We start from the raw sequence: 20,068 nt of genomic DNA on the forward strand, positions 1-20,068 counted from the left end.
TTAGCGGCGTCGGGTATGATCAATATTGAGCCGCTCTGCCGCCCGCACCAGATCGGTGAGCGACCGCGCCTTCATCTTCTCCATCACCCGCCGCTTGTGAACTTTAGCTGTGATCTCACTGACGCCCATTTCGGCGGCGATCTGCTTATTCAGCAGGCCGCTAATCGCCAGCAGCATGACCTCGCTTTCACGCGGTGTCAGGGTCTGATGTCGCTCCAGTATCTCCCTTCGCTCCTCGGAAGAGGCCATATTCTGCCCGGCGATTTGTAAGGCTTCTGCAACCGCCTGCAAAATACGATCGGGATCGACAGGTTTAGTCAGAAACTCATAAGCACCGGTTTTCATCGCCCGCACTGTGACCGGAATAGTCCCGAAGCCGGTTAAGAAGATAGTGGGAATGGCGTAGCCACGATCGATCAATGCCTGTGCGACATCAAATCCATCTGCACCAGGCAGATTAATATCCAGAATCAGGCAACAGGGAAGGGGAGTAAAAGCGTGAGCCAGGAAATCATCAGCCGATGAAAAAGAGATAACCGTGTAATCGTCGGCAGTGAGCAGATTACGCAGTGCAGCAGTCACAGCAGCGTCGTCGTCAACGATATAAACGATGGGATTCATAGGGACCTCGTTTCAGCCAGGTATTTACTGATAATTTAATTAAGCATGACGCGTAAAGAGGCCCTGATGAGAAAGCGTCGGGCAGGGTTAACAGGATATTACCATAACAGTTATCATTATCATCTTATAATTATCAGCTTGTTAAAATTAAGATAAATGGCTGATAGGTATGACTAAAATGTGAGCGTCAACTCTGGGGTGGAGCGCCACTGTTCTGGGCGTAAATGCTGATAACTGTCATTTGATCGACATAGCTATGCCATAAATTGTTCGCTCACTCACGGGCAGGAGAATAGTCCCGTTTAATAGCTAAAATAATCCATAAACCCGTTATCCAGATTAAATCGTTTCAGCCTGATATGTACCGGAATAAGTTAGTGGCGGTACGTAATTAATTCGGAAGTAGTCTGTTAACTCGCGGCGGTCCTGATAATTAATTTGCCTGAGGGCAAAACGACGGATTGATAAGCGTACCGATCTTTACCCTGCGTCTTATAGCGAAAGAATATAGTTGATTATATAGTTACAACATACATTATGCTTGGTTATTAACCCTCAACTTCACCATTGTGCGGCCAGTGCTTATCAACGCGAAGCCTCTGTGCCAGATTCTGACGATCAGCCGGGTAAAACCTGACCCGTATTTAGCCGGTAAGAAGTCATTACATTTAAAAAAGCCTTATCTGTCAGCAAGTAACCTTGATAAGCGTAGCGGTATTCATGGCGTGGCTGCTAATCCTCACTAAGCTTGTGAAGCAACCCTTTAAATAGAGGGAGATTTTCCATTCGGTAGCTCGTCGCAATGTCGTCATGAGGCTTATATGAGTCAAAATTACTGCACCATTATCTACAATGGTGAACGGTTAAAAGGGTTAGCTGATCAACCGCTAATCGATTTTCTGGATGCTCAAGGGAAAAAACTACCTCATGTCTGTTACCACCCGGCGTTGCCACCGCTGCAAAGTTGTGATGTCTGCTGGGTAGATGCCAACGGCGAGCGGGTTCGCGGCTGCACGCTCCGCACTGAAGAGGGGCTGGAGGTGCAGAGTGAAGGCAGTGCGCTTAAGGCCGCGCAGCAGGAGGGAATGGATCGGCTTCTCAATCGTCATGAGCTTTACTGTACCGTCTGTGAGCACAACACCGGCGACTGCACGCTACATAATGCCGTGGCTGATATGCACATTCCGATTCAGTACTATCCTCATGAGCCCAAGCCCTACGCGAAAGATCATTCCAATCCTTTTTACACCTACGATCCTGACCAGTGCATCTTATGCGGTCGCTGTGTCGAAGCGTGTCAGAATGTCGAGGTCAATGAGACGCTGTCGATTGACTACACCCAGGCGCATCCTCGCGTGCTCTGGGATGGCGGAACGGAAATCGCCGGTTCCAGCTGCGTTAGCTGCGGACATTGCGTCACAGTTTGCCCATGCAATGCGCTGCTGGAAAAAACCATGCAGCCAGACGCAGGCCCCTTTACCGCGATGGATGAAGGGCTGAAGCGTCCGCTGATCGACTTTGTTAAAACGCTGGAAAATAGTATCGGCATGGAGCCGATTACCGGCGTTTCGAAAATCGATGTGGCGCTGCGCCAGTCTGAGATCAAACGCACCAAAACCGTTTGCACCTATTGCGGTGTAGGCTGCAGCTTTGAAATCTGGACCCGCGACCGCCATATCCTGAAAGTTCAGCCGGTTGCTGAAGCCCCGGCCAACGGCATCTCGACCTGCGTTAAAGGTAAGTTCGGCTGGGACTTCGTCAACAGCCCGGAGCGCCTGACTACGCCGTTGATCCGCGAGAATGGCCACTTCCGGCTTGCCAGCTGGGATGAAGCTTTGCAGCGGGTAGCCGAAGGCTTACAGGGTATCGCTCAGAATTATGGAGGCGATGCGATTGGCTTTATCGGCTCCAGCAAGGCCAGCAATGAAGAAGCCTATCTGACCCAAAAAATCGCCCGTTTAATTTTTGGCACCAACAACGTTGATAACTCCTCGCGCTATTGTCAGAACCCGGCCACAGAAGGGCTGTTCCGCACGGTGGGCTACGGCGGAGATGCCGGGACGATTGAGGATCTGCAGCAGACCGATTTGATTGTGCTGGTCGGCAGCAACCTTGCTGAGAACCATCCGGTCATTGCTTCTCACATCAAACAAAGCCACAAACATCGCGGTCAGAAACTTCTGGTCGTTGATCCGCGCCGTCATGAAATGGCGGAACGTGCTGACTGCTATCTGCGCATCCGACCGGGTACTGACCTGGTCTGGGCCTCGGCGATGGCAAAATATATGTTCGATCACGGTTATGCGGATGACGCTTTTCTGGCCCAGCGGGTCAACCAGGTTGATGAGTACCGCGCGTCACTCGCTCCCTTTACGCTGGCCTTTGCCAGTGAGACATGTGGACTGAGTGAATCAGAACTGATTGAAGCAGCGGAAATGATCGGCCAGGCGGGCAGCGCCTGTGTGTTGTGGGCGATGGGAATTACCCAGCACAGCCACGGGGCAGACACCAGTACGGCGCTGTCGAACCTGCTGCTGGTCACCGGCAACTATGGCCGGCCTGGCACCGGCGGTTATCCGATGCGCGGACACAACAACGTACAGGGCGCCAGCGACTTTGGCTGCCTCAGTAATCTCTATCCCGGCTATGAAAAAGTCACTGACCCAGCGGTGCGCGAAAAATGGGCGCACGCCTGGGGCGTCTCGCCTGAAGCGCTTTCCGATCAGCCTGGTGCTGATAATTTCAAAATGGTGCAGCAGGCCGGTGAAGGCAAAATTCGTGCGATGTATATCACCGGTGAAGAGACGGCGTTTGCGGATGCCGATGCCACTTCGGTGCATGCCGCCTTCAGCAAGCTGGAATTTATGGTCGTACAGGACATTTTCATGTCACGCACTGCCGAATTTGCCGATGTGGTGCTGCCCGGTGCGCCCAGCGTGGAGAAGGAGGGCACCTTTGTGAACACCGAGCGGCGGATCCAGCACTTTTCACCCGCCATGAAGCCGCTGGGTGATTGTCGGCCCGACTGGGAGATCTTTTCCGATCTCGCCGCCCGTCTCGGTCATCCGTGGCATTACCCGAACCCAGGCGCGATTATGGCGGAAGCGGCAGGCATCGCAGAGATTTTCGCGGGTGTCAGCTATGAGCAACTGGTCGGCTGGCAGTCCCAGCTCTGGCCCGTCAGCGCTGCAGGCGAAAGCACGCCGCGACTCTACACGGAACGGTTTAATTTCCCGGATGGCAAAGCGCGACTCTATCCGCTGAACTGGCAGCCGCCCGCCGAGCAGGAGGATTCACAGTATAATCTGCTGCTGAATAATGGCCGGATGCTGGAGCATTTCCAGTCGATGAATCAGACCGGGCAGTGTGGCCGCATGATGTCGCTGTCGCCCAATGCCTTTGTTGAGATCTCACCGGAGCTGGCCGCCGAGCGCGCGCTGAACGAAGGAGAGTGGGTACGCATTACCTCGCGGCGCGGATCGCTGGATGTGCCTGTCGTGATCACTGAGCGTGTGGCAGGCAACGTGCTGTTTATGCCGATTCATCATGGCAAAGATGGCGTCAACGCCCTGACTGGCGAACATCACGATCCCGACGTCAACACACCGGCTTATAAAGAGATTGCCGTAAATATGAAGCGTGTCGATCGCCGGTCGCAGCCTAATCCGGTGCCACTACACAATTTCCGTCACGGCAGTCGTACGCCACTGGATCACCTGCCGATAGAGCAAAAATGGCAGCAGGCAGGCTATCGGGAACCGCCTGAACATGTCGAAAAACCGGAGAAATTCTAATGGCAGAACGGATGAAATATCAGGTCCCGCCAACACGCACTGAGCCGACCGCCCGGGAGGCGATGGATGAGCTAATCGAAAATCTTCACCAGCACGGTTTTCTGCGGCTGGCGAACGACCTGGTTAAATCAAATAGCGAGGTGGGGAAAATCCTGGTCTCGGGCCTTAATCAGCCGGGTACGCAGAACGCGCTGCAGAATCTCTCGCTACTGATGATGACGCTGGGCAGCGTGCCGCCAGAACGGTTTAATCATCTGCTGTTGGCCGTTCGCGATGCCGCGATGGCCGTTAAACCAGCGCGCGATGAGGCCCGTCAGGATAAAGCCGCGCCGGGCATCCGCGGCATTATCCGGTTACTCAATGATGAGGATCTGTGGCGCGGACTGCGCCCCATCTTCTCGGCGCTTGAAGTCTTCTCACAACAGATCGACCGTGAAGAGCAAAAGCCGATTACCCGCTTCAGTGGCAAGCCCACACGGGAGTAGTTCAGCCTGCGATCGTTCAGGATTGCGTGGGGGTGTAGATCAGATGACCGGCTACACCGCCCGCGCCGCCATCTTTTGGATGATTGATACCATCGGAGACCGGGACATCGGTGAAATCAAACGGCGAAACCCCCTCAAGGCAGGCGACATTTATCCCGAACTGATCGGGCTGTGAGCGGCTCTGATGAAAGGTGTAAATGCCGCAAACGGAACAGAAGTAGTGGCCCACCTCTTTGCTGTTGAAACGATATTCGGTGAGCTGCGCTTCACCCCGGGTCAGCTCCACTTTTGTCGCAAAGACCACCACCGCGCCGCGCATCCGGCAAAACGAGCAGTTGCAGCGGCGCACCGTATTAAATCCATCCTTCAGCGTCACCCGGTACGCCACGGCGCCACAGTGGCATTGTGCTGTCATTTCATTTTGCATCGTGATCTCCTGTGTTGTTAAACCAACCAGCTTTCAGCCTACGCCAAAGCCTGGGATTTGGCAGCATCGGGTGCGGATTTGTCGACCATTAGCACAGCCAGGGCAGGGTGCATTTATCGGGTTCGTCTGCGACACGATTTATTTCATCACCCCGTATCAGACAGTAATAAGCGTCATCTCTTCCGCTTCAAACGCCTCAAGCAGTTCTTTATCGAGCTTCTCTTCCACGACGAGCGTTGAGATTTCACGGCATTTCGCCACGCTGAATCGCGCTACGGCAGGGATTTTATCCGCTGTCAGCCCGACAATGACCTGATTGCTTTGCGCCATTGCGACTTTCTTGAATTCGCAATCCGCATAGTTAAAACCGGTCAGACCGGCCTCCGGACTCATGGCACAGCCGCCAATAAACGCCTGATCAAACAGAATCCCCTGGATCTGGTTGATCGCGGTTTGCCCGACCGCACCGCCGGTGCTCTTCTGTATCTGCCCGCCCAGCATAATCACCTCCGCAGCAGGATGGTTGATCAGTAGCGCAGCAATATCGGGTGCATTGGTGACGACGGTGATATTCAAATCTGGTGATAGCGCCTGTGCCAGCGCAAGATTGGTCGTACCGGCATCAATAAAAATGCAGCTATTGGTTTTCACCAGGCTGGCACAGCGCTGCGCGATCAGGGCTTTTGCTGCGTGATCGTGAGCTTTCCGGCTGACAAAGCTGCCCGCCTCCTGAAGCTGTAACACCGCACCGCCATAGACCTTTTTACATAAACCCTCTTTACTGAGTTCATGGAGATCGCGGCGGATAGTGTGCTCTGACACGGCCAATTGCCTTGCAAGGTCAGTGCAAACCACCCGTCCTTTGTCCTGCAATATCTCACGAATCAGCGCTTGTCGCTGCTGCGGGAAAGCTGCATAATCGAGCATATAAACCTCAAAATATTCACAATCGAGCTATAGTGAGCATAATCGTTCACTGCCGGGCAGGGAGTCAATAGCGATCTCTCGGTCCTGTCAGCTCTCCCCGACATCCCTCAAAGGAATGCAATGGCTAATAACGTCTCTTCCACGCTGGCAACACGCATCATCTTTTTTATAGCCGGATTTATAACCGCGACCTGGGCGGTGATTGTGCCTTTCGCCCGCGGCAATACCGGCGTTAATGAGGCGCAACTCGGCACCTTGCTGCTTTGTCTTGGCGTCGGCGCGCTGATTGCGATGCCGGTGACGGGCTGGCTGACCAGCCGCTTTGGCTGCCGCCGGGTGATTCTGGTCGCTGTCGCGCTGGTCATCATCAGTACGCCATGGCTGTCGGTGCTCAGCGACCCGCTGTTACTGGCGCTGGCGTTGCTGGTTTTTGGCGTCGGCATCGGAGTAACCGACTGCGCCATGAACATCCAGGCGATCCTGGTGGAGAAGCAGGCGGCGAAGCCAGTCATGTCAGGCTTTCACGGCATGTATAGCGTGGGCGGCATTGCCGGGGCGGGCTTTATGACGCTGCTGCTGGCGATGGGATTTAGCGTGCTGACCGGCTGTTTGCTGGCGGTCGCGGCGGTGATTATCATGACGCTGGTCAGCGCATCGGGCTTACTGACCTACGCGAACCCCGCTGAAGGCCCGGTATTTGCTGTTCCGCGCGGCAGCGTACTGATTATCGGCATCATCTGCTTTGCCGTCTTCCTGACCGAAGGCACCGTGCTGGACTGGAGTGCTGTCTATCTGACCGACATCCGGGCCATTCCGGCGTCACTGGGCGGACTGGGCTATACCTGCTTTGCCATTGCGATGACCGTGGCGCGTCTGACCGGGGATCGGATTATCTCATCGCTGGGACGTTTACCGGTTGTGCTGGGCGGCGCACTGATTGCCGCCGCTGGCATGGCGATGGTGACCTTTATCGCCTCCTGGCCGCTGGCGTTGCTGGGCTACACCCTGGTCGGCGCAGGCTGCGCCAATATCGTGCCGGTAATGTTCTCCGCCGCTGGGCGTCAGACGGTGATGCCGCAGGCGGTCGCCGTGCCTGCCATTACTACTCTGGGCTATCTGGGGGTCCTGAGCGGGCCAGCCGTGATTGGCTACGTGGCGCATTACACGCATCTCGCTTTCTCGTTTTCACTGATTATGGCGCTGATGCTGGTTGTCGGTGCGGTCTCTCTGACCCTGGATCTGGGCCGTAGCCGCGCGGGGGAAAATGCATAAAATTACCCAGTCCGCGCTCCTGACAGAATTTCATTGAACGGGGCGCGGAGTCATCTTCAGGAGGAACGGAAGCGGCGTGCCATTACTCTCCCAGCCTGACCCAGCGGCGGCCTGCCAGCACCGTCAGCGCCACGATGGTGATGCCCGCAGCCAGATGCATAGAAAAATCGATGGCGTGCAGATGGGTATCGTGGCACAACGACAGCAGCATCGATGAGGTAAACGCACTGCCGCAGCCGCTCAGCGCCAGACTGCGCGCCGGATAGAGGGATCGGGTGCGCTGCAGGGCGAACACGGACATCAGCATCATCGGGACACTGGCCGACAGCATAAACAGATAGCAGTGCATCCCTTCACCCAACCGGTTCGCGCCCGATGGCGGTGCTGAAGATGACATATTGATCAGATTCAGAACCAGCCACATCATCGCCATCAGCAGCGGCCAGCGCAGGCTGATCGGTTTTCTGCCTGCAATACTCAGCGTAAAGGCTGCCGCCAGCGTGCTGCCCGCGATGATGAGTGACAGCAGCAGGGCAACCAGCGCGAAAAACGCGCCAGGCTGCGACCAGTCAGTGAAACGGCTGTGAAATGCCCAGCTGGTCAGCGCGCCACAGGGCAGGGCAAGGGCAATCCAGCCCGCAACGCGCCAGGCGGTGGGCCAGACGCGCTGCACCGGCTGGGCAGACGCGCTGAGCTGATTAATTAACTGGTCATGATTTCTCATGATGACCCCGTCCATATTTACGAAGGTTGACCATTGCGCGATGCAACAGGGATTTAACCGCAGAGAGCGACTGATTGGTTTCAGCTGCTGCCTGCGCCAGGCTCTGCTCGCGCAGATGCACAGATTCGACGATCTCCCGCTGGCGCAGCGGAAGGTTATCCAGATAACCGGAGAGGATATCCGTATCGGCTGAGGACTCTGCACTTGCAGCGGGTTGTCGTTGCAGCTCTTCCTCATCCTGTACTTCCTGGCGACGGCCGCGATGGCGCAGCGCATCTATGGCGCGGGCAGAGGCGATGGCAGCAACCCAGGGGAGTATCGGACGCTGCGGATCGTAGGTATGCCGCACCCGATGGATCGCCAGCAATGTCTCCTGAATGACATCCTCAACCAGTCCCTCATCACGGATTTTTTTGCATACCAGTGCCCGGATGGCCGGAACCATCGCTTTCAGTAACTGGTTATAGGCAGCTCTGTCACCCGCCTGCGCCCGGGCCATTAATGCTGGCCACTGCTGTGCGCGTTGATCAGTTTCTGGCATCGATCATCAGCAGTTCAGCACGCTGTCGCCGCGCCCTGGCCACGCGCCAGGCAATCGTTTCATCAGTAATCTCAGGATTTATTTCCTTTTTCTGTTGCCTGATTTAGCGCTGAAATCACAATGCCAGGCGTCAGCACCTGTGGCAGCACCTCAGGTTTACCGCCGTCAGCCGGATAAACCACGTAGAGCGGTAATCCACCGCGCCCGAAATCGCTCAGCGCCTGTTCAACATCGGGATTGTATTTGGTGGAATCCGCGACCATATAAATGGTGTTGGTTCGCGCCATCGCCGCTTTTACCGCCTGCGTCGAAAGCGAAGTACGATCGTTAACCTGGCAGGTAATACACCATGATGCGGTAAAGTTCACCAGTATTGGTTTGCCCTGACCTTTGATGGCATCAACGTTCTGGGGCGACCAGGCCACAGCGGCGGCAGCCTGTGAGGCGGTTGCCGTTTCAGCCGGAGCTTCGGCAAACCTGTTCAGGTTCAGTAACGGCACTACGACCAGCGCCAGGAAGAATGCGGTCGCCACATGCAGCACCCAATGACGCTGTCCCATCATACGGCGTTTCTGCGCCATGCCATACAGCCAGGCGGCGAAACTAAACAGTAAACAGCAGGCCAGAATGGCAGCCAGCGCCGCCGATCCCGCCTGACGTTCAAGTACCCAGATCAGCCAGCCCACCGCGCCCAGCATGGGAAACGCCAGCCCCTGCTTTAAGGTGATCATCCAGGCACCCGGTTTTGGCAAAATTCGCGCCAGCACCGGGAAGAATGAGATGAGGGTGAAGGGCGCAGCAAAGCCCAGCGCCAGTGAAATAAAGATCACCAGACTGATCAGTGGAGGCTGGGTAAGCGCATAGCCTACCGCGCTGGCCATGAAGGGCGCGCTGCAGGGAGTCGCGACAATGATGGCCAGCGCGCCAGTCAGTGCTGAACCGACTAAACCACCGCGATCGCCTCCCACTTCGCCAACCCGCTGTACCGATAATCCTACTTCAAACAGACCGAGCAGGTTCAGTGCCGACCCAAGCATCACCAGAATCAGCGCGGCGATGACCAGCGGCGATTGCAGCTGGAATCCCCAGCCCACCGATGCACCGCCCGCCCTGGCCAGCAACAGAACCGCGGTCAGAGCGACCATCGTCACGACTACGCCCAGCAGAAAGGCCAGCCCTTCGGCTCTGGCGTGGGAAGGTGATTCGTGATGGCGGATCAGGCTCAGTGCTTTCAGCGAGATCACCGGAAACACGCAGGGCATGAGGTTCAGAATAATGCCGCCCAGGAAGGCGGCTGCAATCGCAGTCAGCATGATGTACCTGCTCTGAAGATTAAGTTATGCCGGATTGGCCTGACGGTATTTTTTAACGGCATCCATCGCTTTCTGGATATGCGTATCAGGATTTTTATCGGTGAAGCTCAGCAGGATTTTGCCATCGGGCGCAATCACGTAAGAGGTACGGTCTGAAAGCTTCTGACCTTTCATCTCCATAGTGCTCTTATATTCTGCCGCCACTTTGGCACCGGGATCGGCTGCGACGGTAAATTTGTCACGGCATTCAAGCTGCGAGAATTTCGCAATCTGATCGGTATTGCCCGCGGTCACGCCAATGACGGTCGCACCCTGCTTTTTAAATTCATCGGTCGCTTCAGCAAAATCGTGTGCTTCCAGCGTACAGCCTGCACTGAAAGCAGCAGGGAAGAAGTAGAGAACAACCGGGCCTTTCTGCAGCGCCTGTTGCAATGAGAAGGTGGTCGATTTACCGGCAAGCGCGGCTTCCAGTTTAAAGTCCGGCGCTTTTTCACCGACCTGTAACGCTGCAAAAGCAGATGTTGCCGGAACACTCAGTGCCAGCAGCGTAGCGACGGCCAGGTTTTTCAGGGTGTTTTTCATTGGCTTTACTCTCTCCATTGACGAACAGACGGAGTTGTCTGACGTCCCTGATAACAGGTTCGTTCAAAAATGGAAAAAGTTGCGCGGTTGAGGAATTTTTTTCGTGTTTTTTTTATGGTGCTTCACCAGCCGTCCTTTATCAGATCCCTCATTTTGAGCTGAATCGTATAAAGCTAATGTCAGCAAATTTCACCTGATTCGATGTACTTATTCCTCTCTGGCCGTAATCACTGTGATTTGGCCCACAATAATAGGTCTGAGTCGCTGCCTTTTCCCAACAGGTGAGCATCATCACGTTTATCTTCAGTCCCATTAAGTAAATTTCCCTTACGGAATGAAAAAACGATTCAGCTAATGGGGTGAAGGATGAAGATTAAACTGGCGTTAACGGTACTGGCAGTGCTGGTTTCAGGCTCTGCAGCGGCGAAAACCTGGGTGCTGACGAGTGCTGAACAGGGCACCGAGCAGGGAAACTGGAAGATTTCCAGCAGTGAGCTGAAGTCTCAGGGCAAACCGTTCAGCATCGAACAGAAAGTCCTGCATGGCGGCAAGCAGGAAGGCAGTAAAATACTGACGATCCGCAGCGAGGACGGCCTGACGATTACGCTAAGCCCGACCCGTGGCATGAACTTACTGCGTGTTGAAGGCTTTGGCACCCGCATGGGCTGGGATTCACCGGTTAAAGAGGTCGTCAATCCTGCCTACATCAATCTTGAGAGCCGCAACGGTCTGGGCTGGCTGGATGGTTTCAACGAGATGATGGTGCGTTGCGGCTACGAATGGACCGGCCATCCGATCACCGATGAAGGCCGAATCTATACTCTGCACGGTAAAGCAGGGAATACGCCGGTTTCTCAGCTGGAAGTTGAAGTGGCTGATGCGGCACCACACGAAATTCGTATTCGCGGCCTGATTAAAGAGAGCACCTTTAAGAAAGCTGATTTGCAGACCATGACCGAACTGCGTTATGTGCCAGGCAGCAACAGTTTCAGCCTGCATGATGTGTTAACCAACCATGCCGACTATCCGCACGATTACCAGATCATCTATCACAGCAACTTCGGCAAACCGATTCTGGAAGAGGGCGCACGCTTCCTGGCGCCGATGTCCGGCATCAGCCCGTTCAATGACTACGCGAAAGCCGGGTTAAAAGAGTGGCAGACCTATAAAGGTCCGACCAAAGACTTCGATGAGATGGTGTTCAACATCAAGCCACTTTCAGACAGCAATCATCAGACCGTCGCTGCGGTGATAAATAAAGCGGGCAACAGCGGCGCATCCATTCAGTTCGATACGCGTCAACTCCCGATGCTGACCTTATGGAAAAATACCGACACCCTGAAACAGGGCTACGTGACCGGCATCGAGCCTGGTACCAGTTACGCCTATCCGGTCACCATTGAACGTGAACAAAAACGTGTGAAGCAACTGCAACCGGGTGCCAGTACGGCATTTGATCTGACGTACACCTTGCTGCACAGCAGCGAGCAGGTTAATGACGTTGAGAAACGCATTAAGGGCATTCAGGGTGAAACGAAGATTGATGTGAGCGAGACGCCAATAGCGAAAGAGTAACGACCCATCATAACCCCAGCTAAATTGTTGGGGTTTTTACTTTACAGGTCAGCGTTCCGTCACGGGATGACAACACAAATGCGGGAAAGAGGCAAAGATCTGCGCAGGATACTGGCGATGCTATAAGGTCGCGGGGTTGGTCAACGCAAAGTTACACGCAGGTAAACATCCGGCAAACCTGTGGAAGGGTGTTAAGCCGAAAGTTGATAGAGAAGAGTAACTCTGAAATACTAACAGTTAATAACTGATAGTAATTCAGCGGGAGAGGAATCATGCCAACCAGCGTAGCACTCAGTCCTTATTTCGAAGCGTTCATCCGCGAACAGATTGAAAGCGGGCGATATAACAACACCAGTGAAGTGATCCGTGCGGGCCTCAGGGCACTGGAAGAACGGGAGCAGCAGATGAAACTTGATGCTCTGCAAACAGCGGTCAGCGCAGGTATAAACAGCGGCGAAATCAAAAACGCGGAAGAGGTATTTGGTCGCCTGTCGCAAAAATATCGGCGGCAGGCCGAAGGTGGTAAAGGGTAATGAAGTACATGTGCGATATGTTGTTTAACATAAGATAGATTATGCGCACTTAGGGCAAGGCGGTAACATAGAGGCTAAAGCTCTAATCTAACCTTATCCGTGGACTTCAGACAACCTGCTGAAGCCCCTTGTATAACGGCCTCTGGTGCGGAATTTTCACAATCAAAAAAGTTGTCGCCTCACCACCACTGTATCTCTCACGGCGATTGGTTCCGGATAGATAGCGGCGATCATCGCTGGTTTAAGAAACGCGGTTCAGCCTGCACGCTGTTGCTCTCAACCCGTCGCGCCCTGACAAACTGCGAATCGACAGCCTCTATCACTGCGGCAATGAAGTCTCGTGCAGATGTCGCCACAAAACCTTGCCAGCATCATTTACCTCGAACACAACCGTAGAAAACCGCAGTGTGACCTCCTGACCCGGAAGCTGCTGCAACTCCTTATATACCACAGTGGCGTTTCCTTCACTCTCAGCAACCATCTGCATGTCGCAGATATCAATCGCTAAACCCGGACGTGCACCGCGCTGAGTGCGGAAAAACCCATTTAGTGTCGTGAAATCCAGTAAGGCACCGCCCGGTGTCACCATGGAATATGCAGGACTAAAACGCGCTAAAAGTTCCTCACAAACCTCATCATGTGCTTCTTTGTTACCCAGCCAGTTGCGAATCAATTCGTGGGCGTCCAGTACTTCCTTAAAATAACGGTTCATTTTTGGTCCCTTTTAAGCATAGAAATAACCTTCTGATTTGAAATGCGTAAACAGCACAGAAGCGGAATCACAGCGCTGAATGCCGCTATAACAAAACAGAGGTGATAAGCGTGTTCTTCAGGCATGCCGCTATTCGCAATCAGATTGAACAGCAGGCTGACCAGCGTAACGCCGAGACAAAAACTGAGCTGGCGATTGATATTCCAGAGTGCGCTGGCATCAGCAAGTTCGCTGTCGGTGATGTGAATAAAAGCAGAACTCTGGGCCGTGCTGCTGCACAGGCTGCCGCCAAATCCCATCAAGGCGAAAGCAAGTACAAAGACTAAGGTGTCCGATGTCTGGCCAGTCAGCGCCAGCAGGCCAATACCCAGCGCCTGAAACAGACAGCCGGTGATAAATAGCGGGCGTGGTCCCCAGAGGTTGAACGTCTTACCTGTCAGACTAATTGCCGCAAAGGAAGCCAGAGACCATGGCAGCATGAGCGCGCCGACAATGCTGGCATGCATACCTAATTGATTTTGCAGGTATAGCATAGTGATCATACTGACGCCGGTGAACACGCCTGGTATAAACTGATAGATCAGCATTGCGGTGTGTAAGAGCGGATCCTTTATCAGATGCAGGTTAATGAGTGGATGGCTTTTTCGAAGTGCGTCCCACACATAGCCCGCCAGAGTAAGGACGCCAGCAAGCAGCATCATCGCCCCCTGATAAAGCCTCTCAGCATCGCCCAGGTATGTCAGTCCGAGAAGGATCAGCGTGAGCGCGGCACAACCACTGACTAAACCCACCAGGTCCAGCGGTTCAGATGAGTTCGCCGGTTTGTCTGCTTTGAGCCAGCATCCCGCCAGCAGCAATGCCGCAACCGCGAGCGGCAGGCTCACAAGAAAAACCCAGCGCCAGCTAAGGCTCTCAACCACTATTCCACCAACAGCTGGCGACAAGGCGGGTGCCAGCAATGCAATCAACATCACGACTGACGATAACTTCGCACGTTCATTGCTTCTGTATAACGCATAGGTCATCGTCTGACCGATGGGGATCAACAGTCCGCCGCCGATGCCCTGTATCCATCGGAAGGCGATGAGCTGAGAAACTGACGTTGATGCCCCCACACCACAGGTGCCCGCAATGAAAATAAGCAGTGAGAGCATAAACAGACGTTTTGCGCCCATGCGCCGTACCAGCCAGCTACTGAACGGTATGACCAGCGTCAGGCCTAAGATGTAGCCATTACTGATCCATGCGAGCTGGCTAACGGAGGCATCAAAATGTCTGCCAATCTCTGGATAAGCAACATTGGCGATAAACATGTTGACCAGATCAATAAAAAATCCCAGCAAATAGACACTGGCTACGCGCACACGATAGCTCATTTTTTTCCCAGACAGATCAGCGTAAGGCGCGCAGTATAGGTGCTTAAATTATCGGGATAAATTCACTTTCTGTTGTTACACTGTCAAAGATATTTTGACAATGAGATGTCGTTAACGGAGTTCACGATGATCAATATGCAACGGCTGGGGATCTTTGTCGCAGTTGTCGAGGCAGGCAGTTTTACAGGTGCAGCTCAGACACTCGGGTTAACTAAAGCCGTTGTGAGTTTCAATATTAAACATCTCGAAGAGGAGCTGGGTGTCTCGCTCCTTATCAGGAGCACCAGACGCGTTTCAGCCACGGATACGGGTGAAAGATTTTATCATCGTTGCCTTCAGCTTCTTCAGGATGCGGAAAGCGCATTAGAGGATGTGAGAAGTGATCACACTGGATTAAGCGGGACAATCCGGATCACAACCACTCTGGAATATGGCGCTCGTGTTATCGTCCCTGCCCTTGCTGACTTTGCAGCCCAACACCCGCAGTTACGCATACATCACGTCTCTTCATCAAAAAATGACGACCTGATTGCCGGCCGCTTCGATGTGGCGATACGACTTGGGCATCTTGCCGATTCCAGTCATCACGCCCGCCTTATCGATCAGTTTGATATCCTGGCGGTCGCTGCACCTTGTTATCTCAACAGCCTGAATGAAGCGTCTATCCGGGATCTTTCACATCTCGCGTCAGCAAAATGGATTGCGCATAGCCGTTTATCGACGCCACTCAGCTGGCAGGTGATCACGCCCGAAGGCGAGTCTGTGCTGATGAGCGCATTTCAGCCTGCCATGATCACGGCTGACAGTGCCTCTTCTTTACTCGCTTTTGCTTTAGCCGGTGCTGGCGTGGCGATTCTGCCCGCCTGGCTGGTGCAGGATGAGATTGATAAAGGTGGATTAGTACGGCTACTGCCCGATCATCAATTCCCCCGTCAGGGAATTTACGCGCTCTACCCTAATACTCGTCATGTGCCAGAAAAAGTACGCGCGTTTATAGATTTCCTGCATGAACGTTTAGCGCTGTACAGCAGAAAATAAGCGCATCCATCACATTATTCTGATGGGCTAAGCGTTAATTTATCTCAACTGATTTAAATCCCATAAACTTTATTTTATGCAGGGCGGGAAGGTAAATATTTACTGTCTGGCTAATGACAATTCAGTTTAACGCAGGCGCATTACTTAATTCCCTGTCATGATAAATCACTGCTGCGCGATAGTCTAAAAACTGGCGCTGGGGCTTGTCTTGTTATCCCATCCCCAGCGCCTGCGGCTTCAGGCCCGGACCTGCGCCACACCCTGGTATGGCTCAGTCATTTGATGCACAGTATTAAGTAAAAATTAACGCCGTATAAATAATTCGCACAGTACCTTAATAACATAAGATTTTAATCTGGATGATTGCGGTTTATTCGCTGGCAGGAAAACAGGTCGCATGTTATTAAATTTGAATGTCGCGCTTAAATTCATTTGCATCCGGGAATTAAAACATGAAAAAGAGCTTATCCCTCGCATTACTGTTTTCGCTCACAACAGTTAGTCACGCGGCACTGGCGCAGCAGACCCTGCGCTTTGGCGTTGACCCTACGTTCCCACCGTTTGAATTCAAGGCGGCTGATGGATCATTGCAGGGCTTTGATGTTGATCTGGGCAATGCCATCTGCGTTCAGGCAAAGGTGAAGTGCCAGTGGGTGCAAATGGGTTTTGATAGCAGCATCCCTGCCCTTCAGGCGAAGAAATTTGATGCCATCCTGTCAGCGATGTCGATGACCGATAAGCGTCGTCAGCAGGTGGCTTTCAGCGATATGTTGTACAACACGCCCAGTGCTTTACTGGCACCAGCTGCCAGCACGCTGACGACCGATGTTGCCTCATTGCGCGGTAAGACGATCGGTGTGGCACAGGGCACCATCCAGGAAACCTATGCCAAAACCAAATGGGAGCCGGAGGGCGTTAAAGTCATCTCCTATCCTAACCAGATGGAAGTTTATCCGGATCTGGTCGCCGGGCGTCTTGATGGCAGCCTGGCCAATGCGGTCTCTGCTGAACAGGGATTCCTGACCTCAGCCGAAGGCAAGCCGTACGCCATCAAAGGGACCCTGGTGGATAAAGTGATTTTTGGTGATGGCGTGGGTATCGCGCTACGCAAAGGAGATGAGGCAAACCTGAAGATGATTAACGCGGCACTGGCGGAGATGCATAAAAACGGGACTTATGACCAGCTCACCAAAAAATATTTTAAATTCAATGTTTATCCCTGATCCGCACAACGTGAAGAATCGCAGGAGTATGAAGACTATGGCGTTGCCCGAATACCACGTTCAGCGCGCGCGCTTTATGGCAGCGACGCAGAGCAAAGGTGCTGAGACGACCTCTTATCCGCATCCTCTGCCTGGTCCTCTGGGAGAAGCTCTGTATACAGACGTGGCACGGATAGGACCGGCCAGCGCATCACGTCTGATGCTGGTCGTTTCCGGCACTCACGGCGTTGAAGGCTATTATGGTTCCGATTGCCAGATAGCCTGGCTCGAGACCCTGGATGAAAAAGCGTTGCCCGCTGATACCGCGCTGTTGCTGATTCATCTGCTCAATCCATGGGGCGCGGCGCATTTACGGCGCGTGAACGAAGACAATATTGATCTGAACCGTAACTTTATCGATTTCAGTCAGCCGCCTCCTGCTAACCCGGATTATGCACAGTGGCACGGTATTTATCATGGCGACCGTGCAAGCGCCGATCGGCAACTGGCCGACGCACTCGAGGGCGCGGGCTGGCAGGCGGTTAAACGTGTCACAGAAGCCGGACAGTATAGTTTTGCTGACGGCTTTTTTTTCGGCGGTGAGAAGCCCTGCTGGTCACACCTTACGATGGCGGCAATCGTTGAACAGCATCTCTCTGTGGCGAAAACCATCATCAGCTTTGACCTTCATACCGGGGCTGGCGCATGGGGGCATCCGATGCTGCTCTCTATTGCGGAGCAGCGTTATACGGCGCATGACTGGGGCAAAGCCATTTACGGTGAGTGGCTGACCTTATTGTTTACTGGTGCCGGACGTGACAGTGTAACTGGTGTAACAGCAACGGCAACCGGCTATCTGTCGCACTATCTGCTGACGTCACTGGCTGACACCCGGATTTTGCCTCTGGTGGTGGAATGCGGGACTTACGAGGGTCAGGATATGCATCAGCGGGTGCGTGAAGATCACTGGCTGCACCTCTATGGCGATCCTGCCAGTGAGGGCGGCCATGTGATAAAGCAGCAACTGGTCGAGGGGTTCTGGCCAGAAGATGCGGACTGGCGTGCATTGGTGGCTTTCCGCACGCAGCAAATCTTTCTGCGCGGCTGGCGTGCCCTTGCAGACACGCCATGATGTCATAGTCTGCCGTAAAAGGTCATACGCGCGGTTTCTGACAACGCAATATCCGGCTGCGTATTGTAAGCCAGCACGGCCAGCATACGGGTGACCTCGCCTTCAGTTGGGGTCACACGGTGCAGGGAATTACGGCCACGAAACAGCACCAGATCCCCGGCATCTATCTCCAGCGCGTCAACGGTCTGGCGTTCTTCCAGCACTGCGTCGACACCGGCAAAGTTCATCTCACCGGCATCAGCATCCCGCAGATCTTTCACATACTGAAACACGCCGCCCGCCAGCGGTTTCTGTACCAGTAAGGTGATGGCAAATGAGGAGTTGTCGAAGTGCCAGCCCAGCTCCTGACCGTGTGATGCATAGTGCAGGTTGATCGAGGAAAGCGGGTCAGCATAGGGATAGAGCGCTTTTTCACCCAGTACATCGCACAGGAAATGTTTGAACAACTCATCATTATAAAGCTGACGCAGCGGCGAGTCAGCAGCGATAACATCATCAGTGATGCAGCCTTTGGTGCTGATCACATCCCTGTTACGCGGATGCTCAGCACTGAAAGCGTCATCAGGTTTCATCAGATAGACATTGTGCATGCTGCGGGTGTGATAAGCCTGGTGACGTTGTGCATTGCCCTCTTCGATGATCGCCTCTAAAGCGTGTGGTTTTAAAAACTGACGCAGTACCAGCGCGCCGGACTGGTTTAACTGCTCACGACAACGTTGACGCCAGCCATGATCGGCCAGTGGATGAAGATCGAGACGGACAAGGGAACCAGACATAGCAACAATTCTCATGATGAGCAGGTGTGATGTTACTCTACCGGTCGCCTGCAACGCTGCGTAACGATAAAAACTTAATGCCCTGATAAGGAAGAGTTAATGCCTGCCCAATTGCCAAGGTTGCCAAAGATCAGCGTCATACAGTCATTTAAAGTGGCTGCCGAACTGGGCAGCCTGGCAAAAGCGGCCGCTCAACTGGCCTTAACCCCGGCGGCAGTCAGTCAGCAGATTCGCCAGCTGGAGGAGCAACTCGGCAGTGCCCTGTTTTTACGTACGCAGAGCGGCGTGATGCTGACCGAAACCGGAAAAGAGTATCTGCGCTATGTCACTGAGGCGTTTGATATTCTGCATCTCGGTCAGCAAAACATCCGCCATGCGGCCAGCGCGCCAAAACTCACGGTTTACACATTGCCGGCGCTGGCGTCCAAATGGCTGTTGCCCCAGCTGGCGAGCTGGCGCGACCATTGCCCGAATATCGATCTCTCGTTACACGGTACGCATTCTCAGGTCGATTTCACCGCGATGCCCGCCGATTTTGTGATCTGCTTTGGTGAGGATCGTTACCCGCAGTCAGATAAGCTGAAGTTGTTTCATGATGACGTGCTGCCGGTGGCCAGTCCTGCTCTGTTACATCGCTTTACGCCGGAAACGATCTTAAGCCAGGCGCCGCTGATCCACCTCGACTGGGGTAATGAAGGCCGCTTTCTGCCGGACTGGCGAAGCTGGTTTCAGGCTAAAGGCATGGACGAACCTCTGCCGCAGCCCGCGTTCAGCTTTAATCTGACCTCGCTGGCGATTGATGCGGCCGTCGCGGGAGCTGGTGTGCTGCTGGGGCAGCGACGCCTTATCGCGGCGGAACTGGCGCGGGGCGATCTGGTGGTAGTGGATGATCTTTGCCTGCCGCTGAGCAAACCCTATTACCTTGTCTGGCCGCAACGCACCCTGAGCCAGCCAGGCAGTGAGGCGATGATCAGCTGGTTAAGCCAACTGGGCGCGAGCTGCGAATAGCCCTTCGCCGTGATCGGACTCGCCTGCGCC

At 53.9% G+C, this 20,068-nt stretch carries 19 protein-coding genes; 9 read left to right on the top strand and 10 right to left on the bottom strand.

What is annotated here, in order from left to right; all coding sequences use genetic code 11:
- Complete coding sequence (locus tag GVJ63_RS10110; RefSeq protein ID WP_033760375.1) at positions 1-621, bottom strand: response regulator transcription factor; 621 nt, start codon at positions 619-621, stop codon at positions 1-3.
- 821 nt (positions 622-1,442) lie between these two features.
- Between GVJ63_RS10110 and fdhF the strand changes: the two genes are divergently transcribed.
- Entirely contained in the window at positions 1,443-4,415 is a 2,973-nt protein-coding gene (gene fdhF / locus GVJ63_RS10115; protein WP_159226794.1) for a formate dehydrogenase subunit alpha, read from the top strand.
- Positions 4,415-4,900, top strand: a complete 486-nt coding sequence (locus GVJ63_RS10120; RefSeq protein WP_159226795.1) for a DUF1641 domain-containing protein — start codon at positions 4,415-4,417, stop codon at positions 4,898-4,900. Before fdhF ends, GVJ63_RS10120 begins: the two co-directional genes overlap by 1 nt.
- Positions 4,901-4,916: 16 nt before the next feature.
- Here the strand turns inward: GVJ63_RS10120 and GVJ63_RS10125 are convergent, their stop codons facing one another.
- Together GVJ63_RS10125 and GVJ63_RS10130 are read right to left on the bottom strand one after the other, a co-directional pair.
- Entirely contained in the window at positions 4,917-5,327 is a 411-nt protein-coding gene (locus GVJ63_RS10125) for a GFA family protein (RefSeq protein ID WP_010670336.1), read from the bottom strand.
- Positions 5,328-5,483: 156 nt separating this feature from the next.
- Entirely contained in the window at positions 5,484-6,254 is a 771-nt protein-coding gene (locus tag GVJ63_RS10130; protein ID WP_159226796.1) for a DeoR/GlpR family DNA-binding transcription regulator, read from the bottom strand.
- A 120-nt stretch (positions 6,255-6,374) separates the two neighbouring features.
- On the opposite strand from GVJ63_RS10130, the gene GVJ63_RS10135 reads away from it, so the two are divergent.
- The gene (locus GVJ63_RS10135; protein WP_159226797.1) at positions 6,375-7,526 is read left to right on the top strand and encodes an MFS transporter; all 1,152 of its coding nucleotides are present in this window, start codon (positions 6,375-6,377) and stop codon (positions 7,524-7,526) included.
- Positions 7,527-7,608: 82 nt separating this feature from the next.
- Here the strand turns inward: GVJ63_RS10135 and GVJ63_RS10140 are convergent, their stop codons facing one another.
- The 4 genes from GVJ63_RS10140 to GVJ63_RS10155 form a co-directional block, all read right to left on the bottom strand.
- Entirely contained in the window at positions 7,609-8,250 is a 642-nt protein-coding gene (locus GVJ63_RS10140; protein WP_010247152.1) for an NrsF family protein, read from the bottom strand.
- Positions 8,237-8,791, bottom strand: coding sequence for a sigma-70 family RNA polymerase sigma factor (locus GVJ63_RS10145; protein ID WP_010247151.1), 555 nt, complete (start codon positions 8,789-8,791; stop codon positions 8,237-8,239). The genes GVJ63_RS10140 and GVJ63_RS10145 overlap by 14 nt, the downstream gene beginning before the upstream one ends.
- A gap of 71 nt (positions 8,792-8,862) precedes the next feature.
- On the bottom strand, positions 8,863-10,104 hold the full coding sequence (locus GVJ63_RS10150) for a protein-disulfide reductase DsbD (RefSeq protein WP_010247150.1): 1,242 nt from the start codon (positions 10,102-10,104) through the stop codon (positions 8,863-8,865).
- 24 nt (positions 10,105-10,128) lie between these two features.
- Complete coding sequence (locus tag GVJ63_RS10155) at positions 10,129-10,686, bottom strand: peroxiredoxin (protein WP_010247149.1); 558 nt, start codon at positions 10,684-10,686, stop codon at positions 10,129-10,131.
- Between the two features lie 366 nt (positions 10,687-11,052).
- Here GVJ63_RS10155 and GVJ63_RS10160 point away from each other — a divergent pair, with 366 nt between their 5' ends.
- Positions 11,053-12,261 carry an aldose 1-epimerase family protein gene (locus GVJ63_RS10160; protein WP_052271566.1) on the top strand — a complete coding sequence of 403 codons (1,209 nt, stop codon included), beginning with the start codon at positions 11,053-11,055 and terminating at the stop codon, positions 12,259-12,261.
- Positions 12,262-12,533: 272 nt separating this feature from the next.
- Complete coding sequence (locus GVJ63_RS10165; RefSeq protein WP_132499047.1) at positions 12,534-12,794, top strand: type II toxin-antitoxin system ParD family antitoxin; 261 nt, start codon at positions 12,534-12,536, stop codon at positions 12,792-12,794.
- A gap of 319 nt (positions 12,795-13,113) precedes the next feature.
- On the opposite strand, the gene GVJ63_RS10170 is transcribed toward GVJ63_RS10165, so the two are convergent.
- Entirely contained in the window at positions 13,114-13,506 is a 393-nt protein-coding gene (locus GVJ63_RS10170) for a DUF4440 domain-containing protein (RefSeq protein ID WP_159226798.1), read from the bottom strand.
- On the bottom strand, positions 13,503-14,882 hold the full coding sequence (locus GVJ63_RS10175; RefSeq protein WP_159226799.1) for an MFS transporter: 1,380 nt from the start codon (positions 14,880-14,882) through the stop codon (positions 13,503-13,505). The genes GVJ63_RS10170 and GVJ63_RS10175 overlap by 4 nt, the downstream gene beginning before the upstream one ends.
- Before the next feature lie 126 nt (positions 14,883-15,008).
- Here GVJ63_RS10175 and GVJ63_RS10180 point away from each other — a divergent pair, with 126 nt between their 5' ends.
- The 3 genes from GVJ63_RS10180 (at position 15,009) to GVJ63_RS10190 (ending at position 18,254) form a co-directional block, all read left to right on the top strand.
- On the top strand, positions 15,009-15,920 hold the full coding sequence (locus GVJ63_RS10180; RefSeq protein ID WP_159226800.1) for a LysR family transcriptional regulator: 912 nt from the start codon (positions 15,009-15,011) through the stop codon (positions 15,918-15,920).
- Between the two features lie 452 nt (positions 15,921-16,372).
- Positions 16,373-17,143, top strand: a complete 771-nt coding sequence (locus GVJ63_RS10185; protein ID WP_033780226.1) for a transporter substrate-binding domain-containing protein — start codon at positions 16,373-16,375, stop codon at positions 17,141-17,143.
- Positions 17,144-17,180: 37 nt separating this feature from the next.
- The gene (locus GVJ63_RS10190) at positions 17,181-18,254 is read left to right on the top strand and encodes a DUF2817 domain-containing protein (RefSeq protein WP_159226801.1); all 1,074 of its coding nucleotides are present in this window, start codon (positions 17,181-17,183) and stop codon (positions 18,252-18,254) included.
- Positions 18,255-18,256: 2 nt separating this feature from the next.
- Here GVJ63_RS10190 and GVJ63_RS10195 read toward each other — a convergent pair whose 3' ends face one another.
- Positions 18,257-19,030, bottom strand: coding sequence for a 2OG-Fe(II) oxygenase family protein (locus GVJ63_RS10195; RefSeq protein ID WP_033780229.1), 774 nt, complete (start codon positions 19,028-19,030; stop codon positions 18,257-18,259).
- 99 nt (positions 19,031-19,129) lie between these two features.
- Here GVJ63_RS10195 and GVJ63_RS10200 point away from each other — a divergent pair, with 99 nt between their 5' ends.
- Positions 19,130-20,038: a LysR substrate-binding domain-containing protein gene (locus GVJ63_RS10200; protein ID WP_010670351.1), complete on the top strand. Its 909-nt coding sequence runs from the start codon at positions 19,130-19,132 to the stop codon at positions 20,036-20,038.
- Positions 20,039-20,068: the final 30 nt, after the last annotated feature.

The sequence above is a fragment of the Pantoea sp. 18059 genome (assembly GCF_902706165.1).
Lineage (GTDB): Bacteria > Pseudomonadota > Gammaproteobacteria > Enterobacterales > Enterobacteriaceae > Pantoea > Pantoea agglomerans.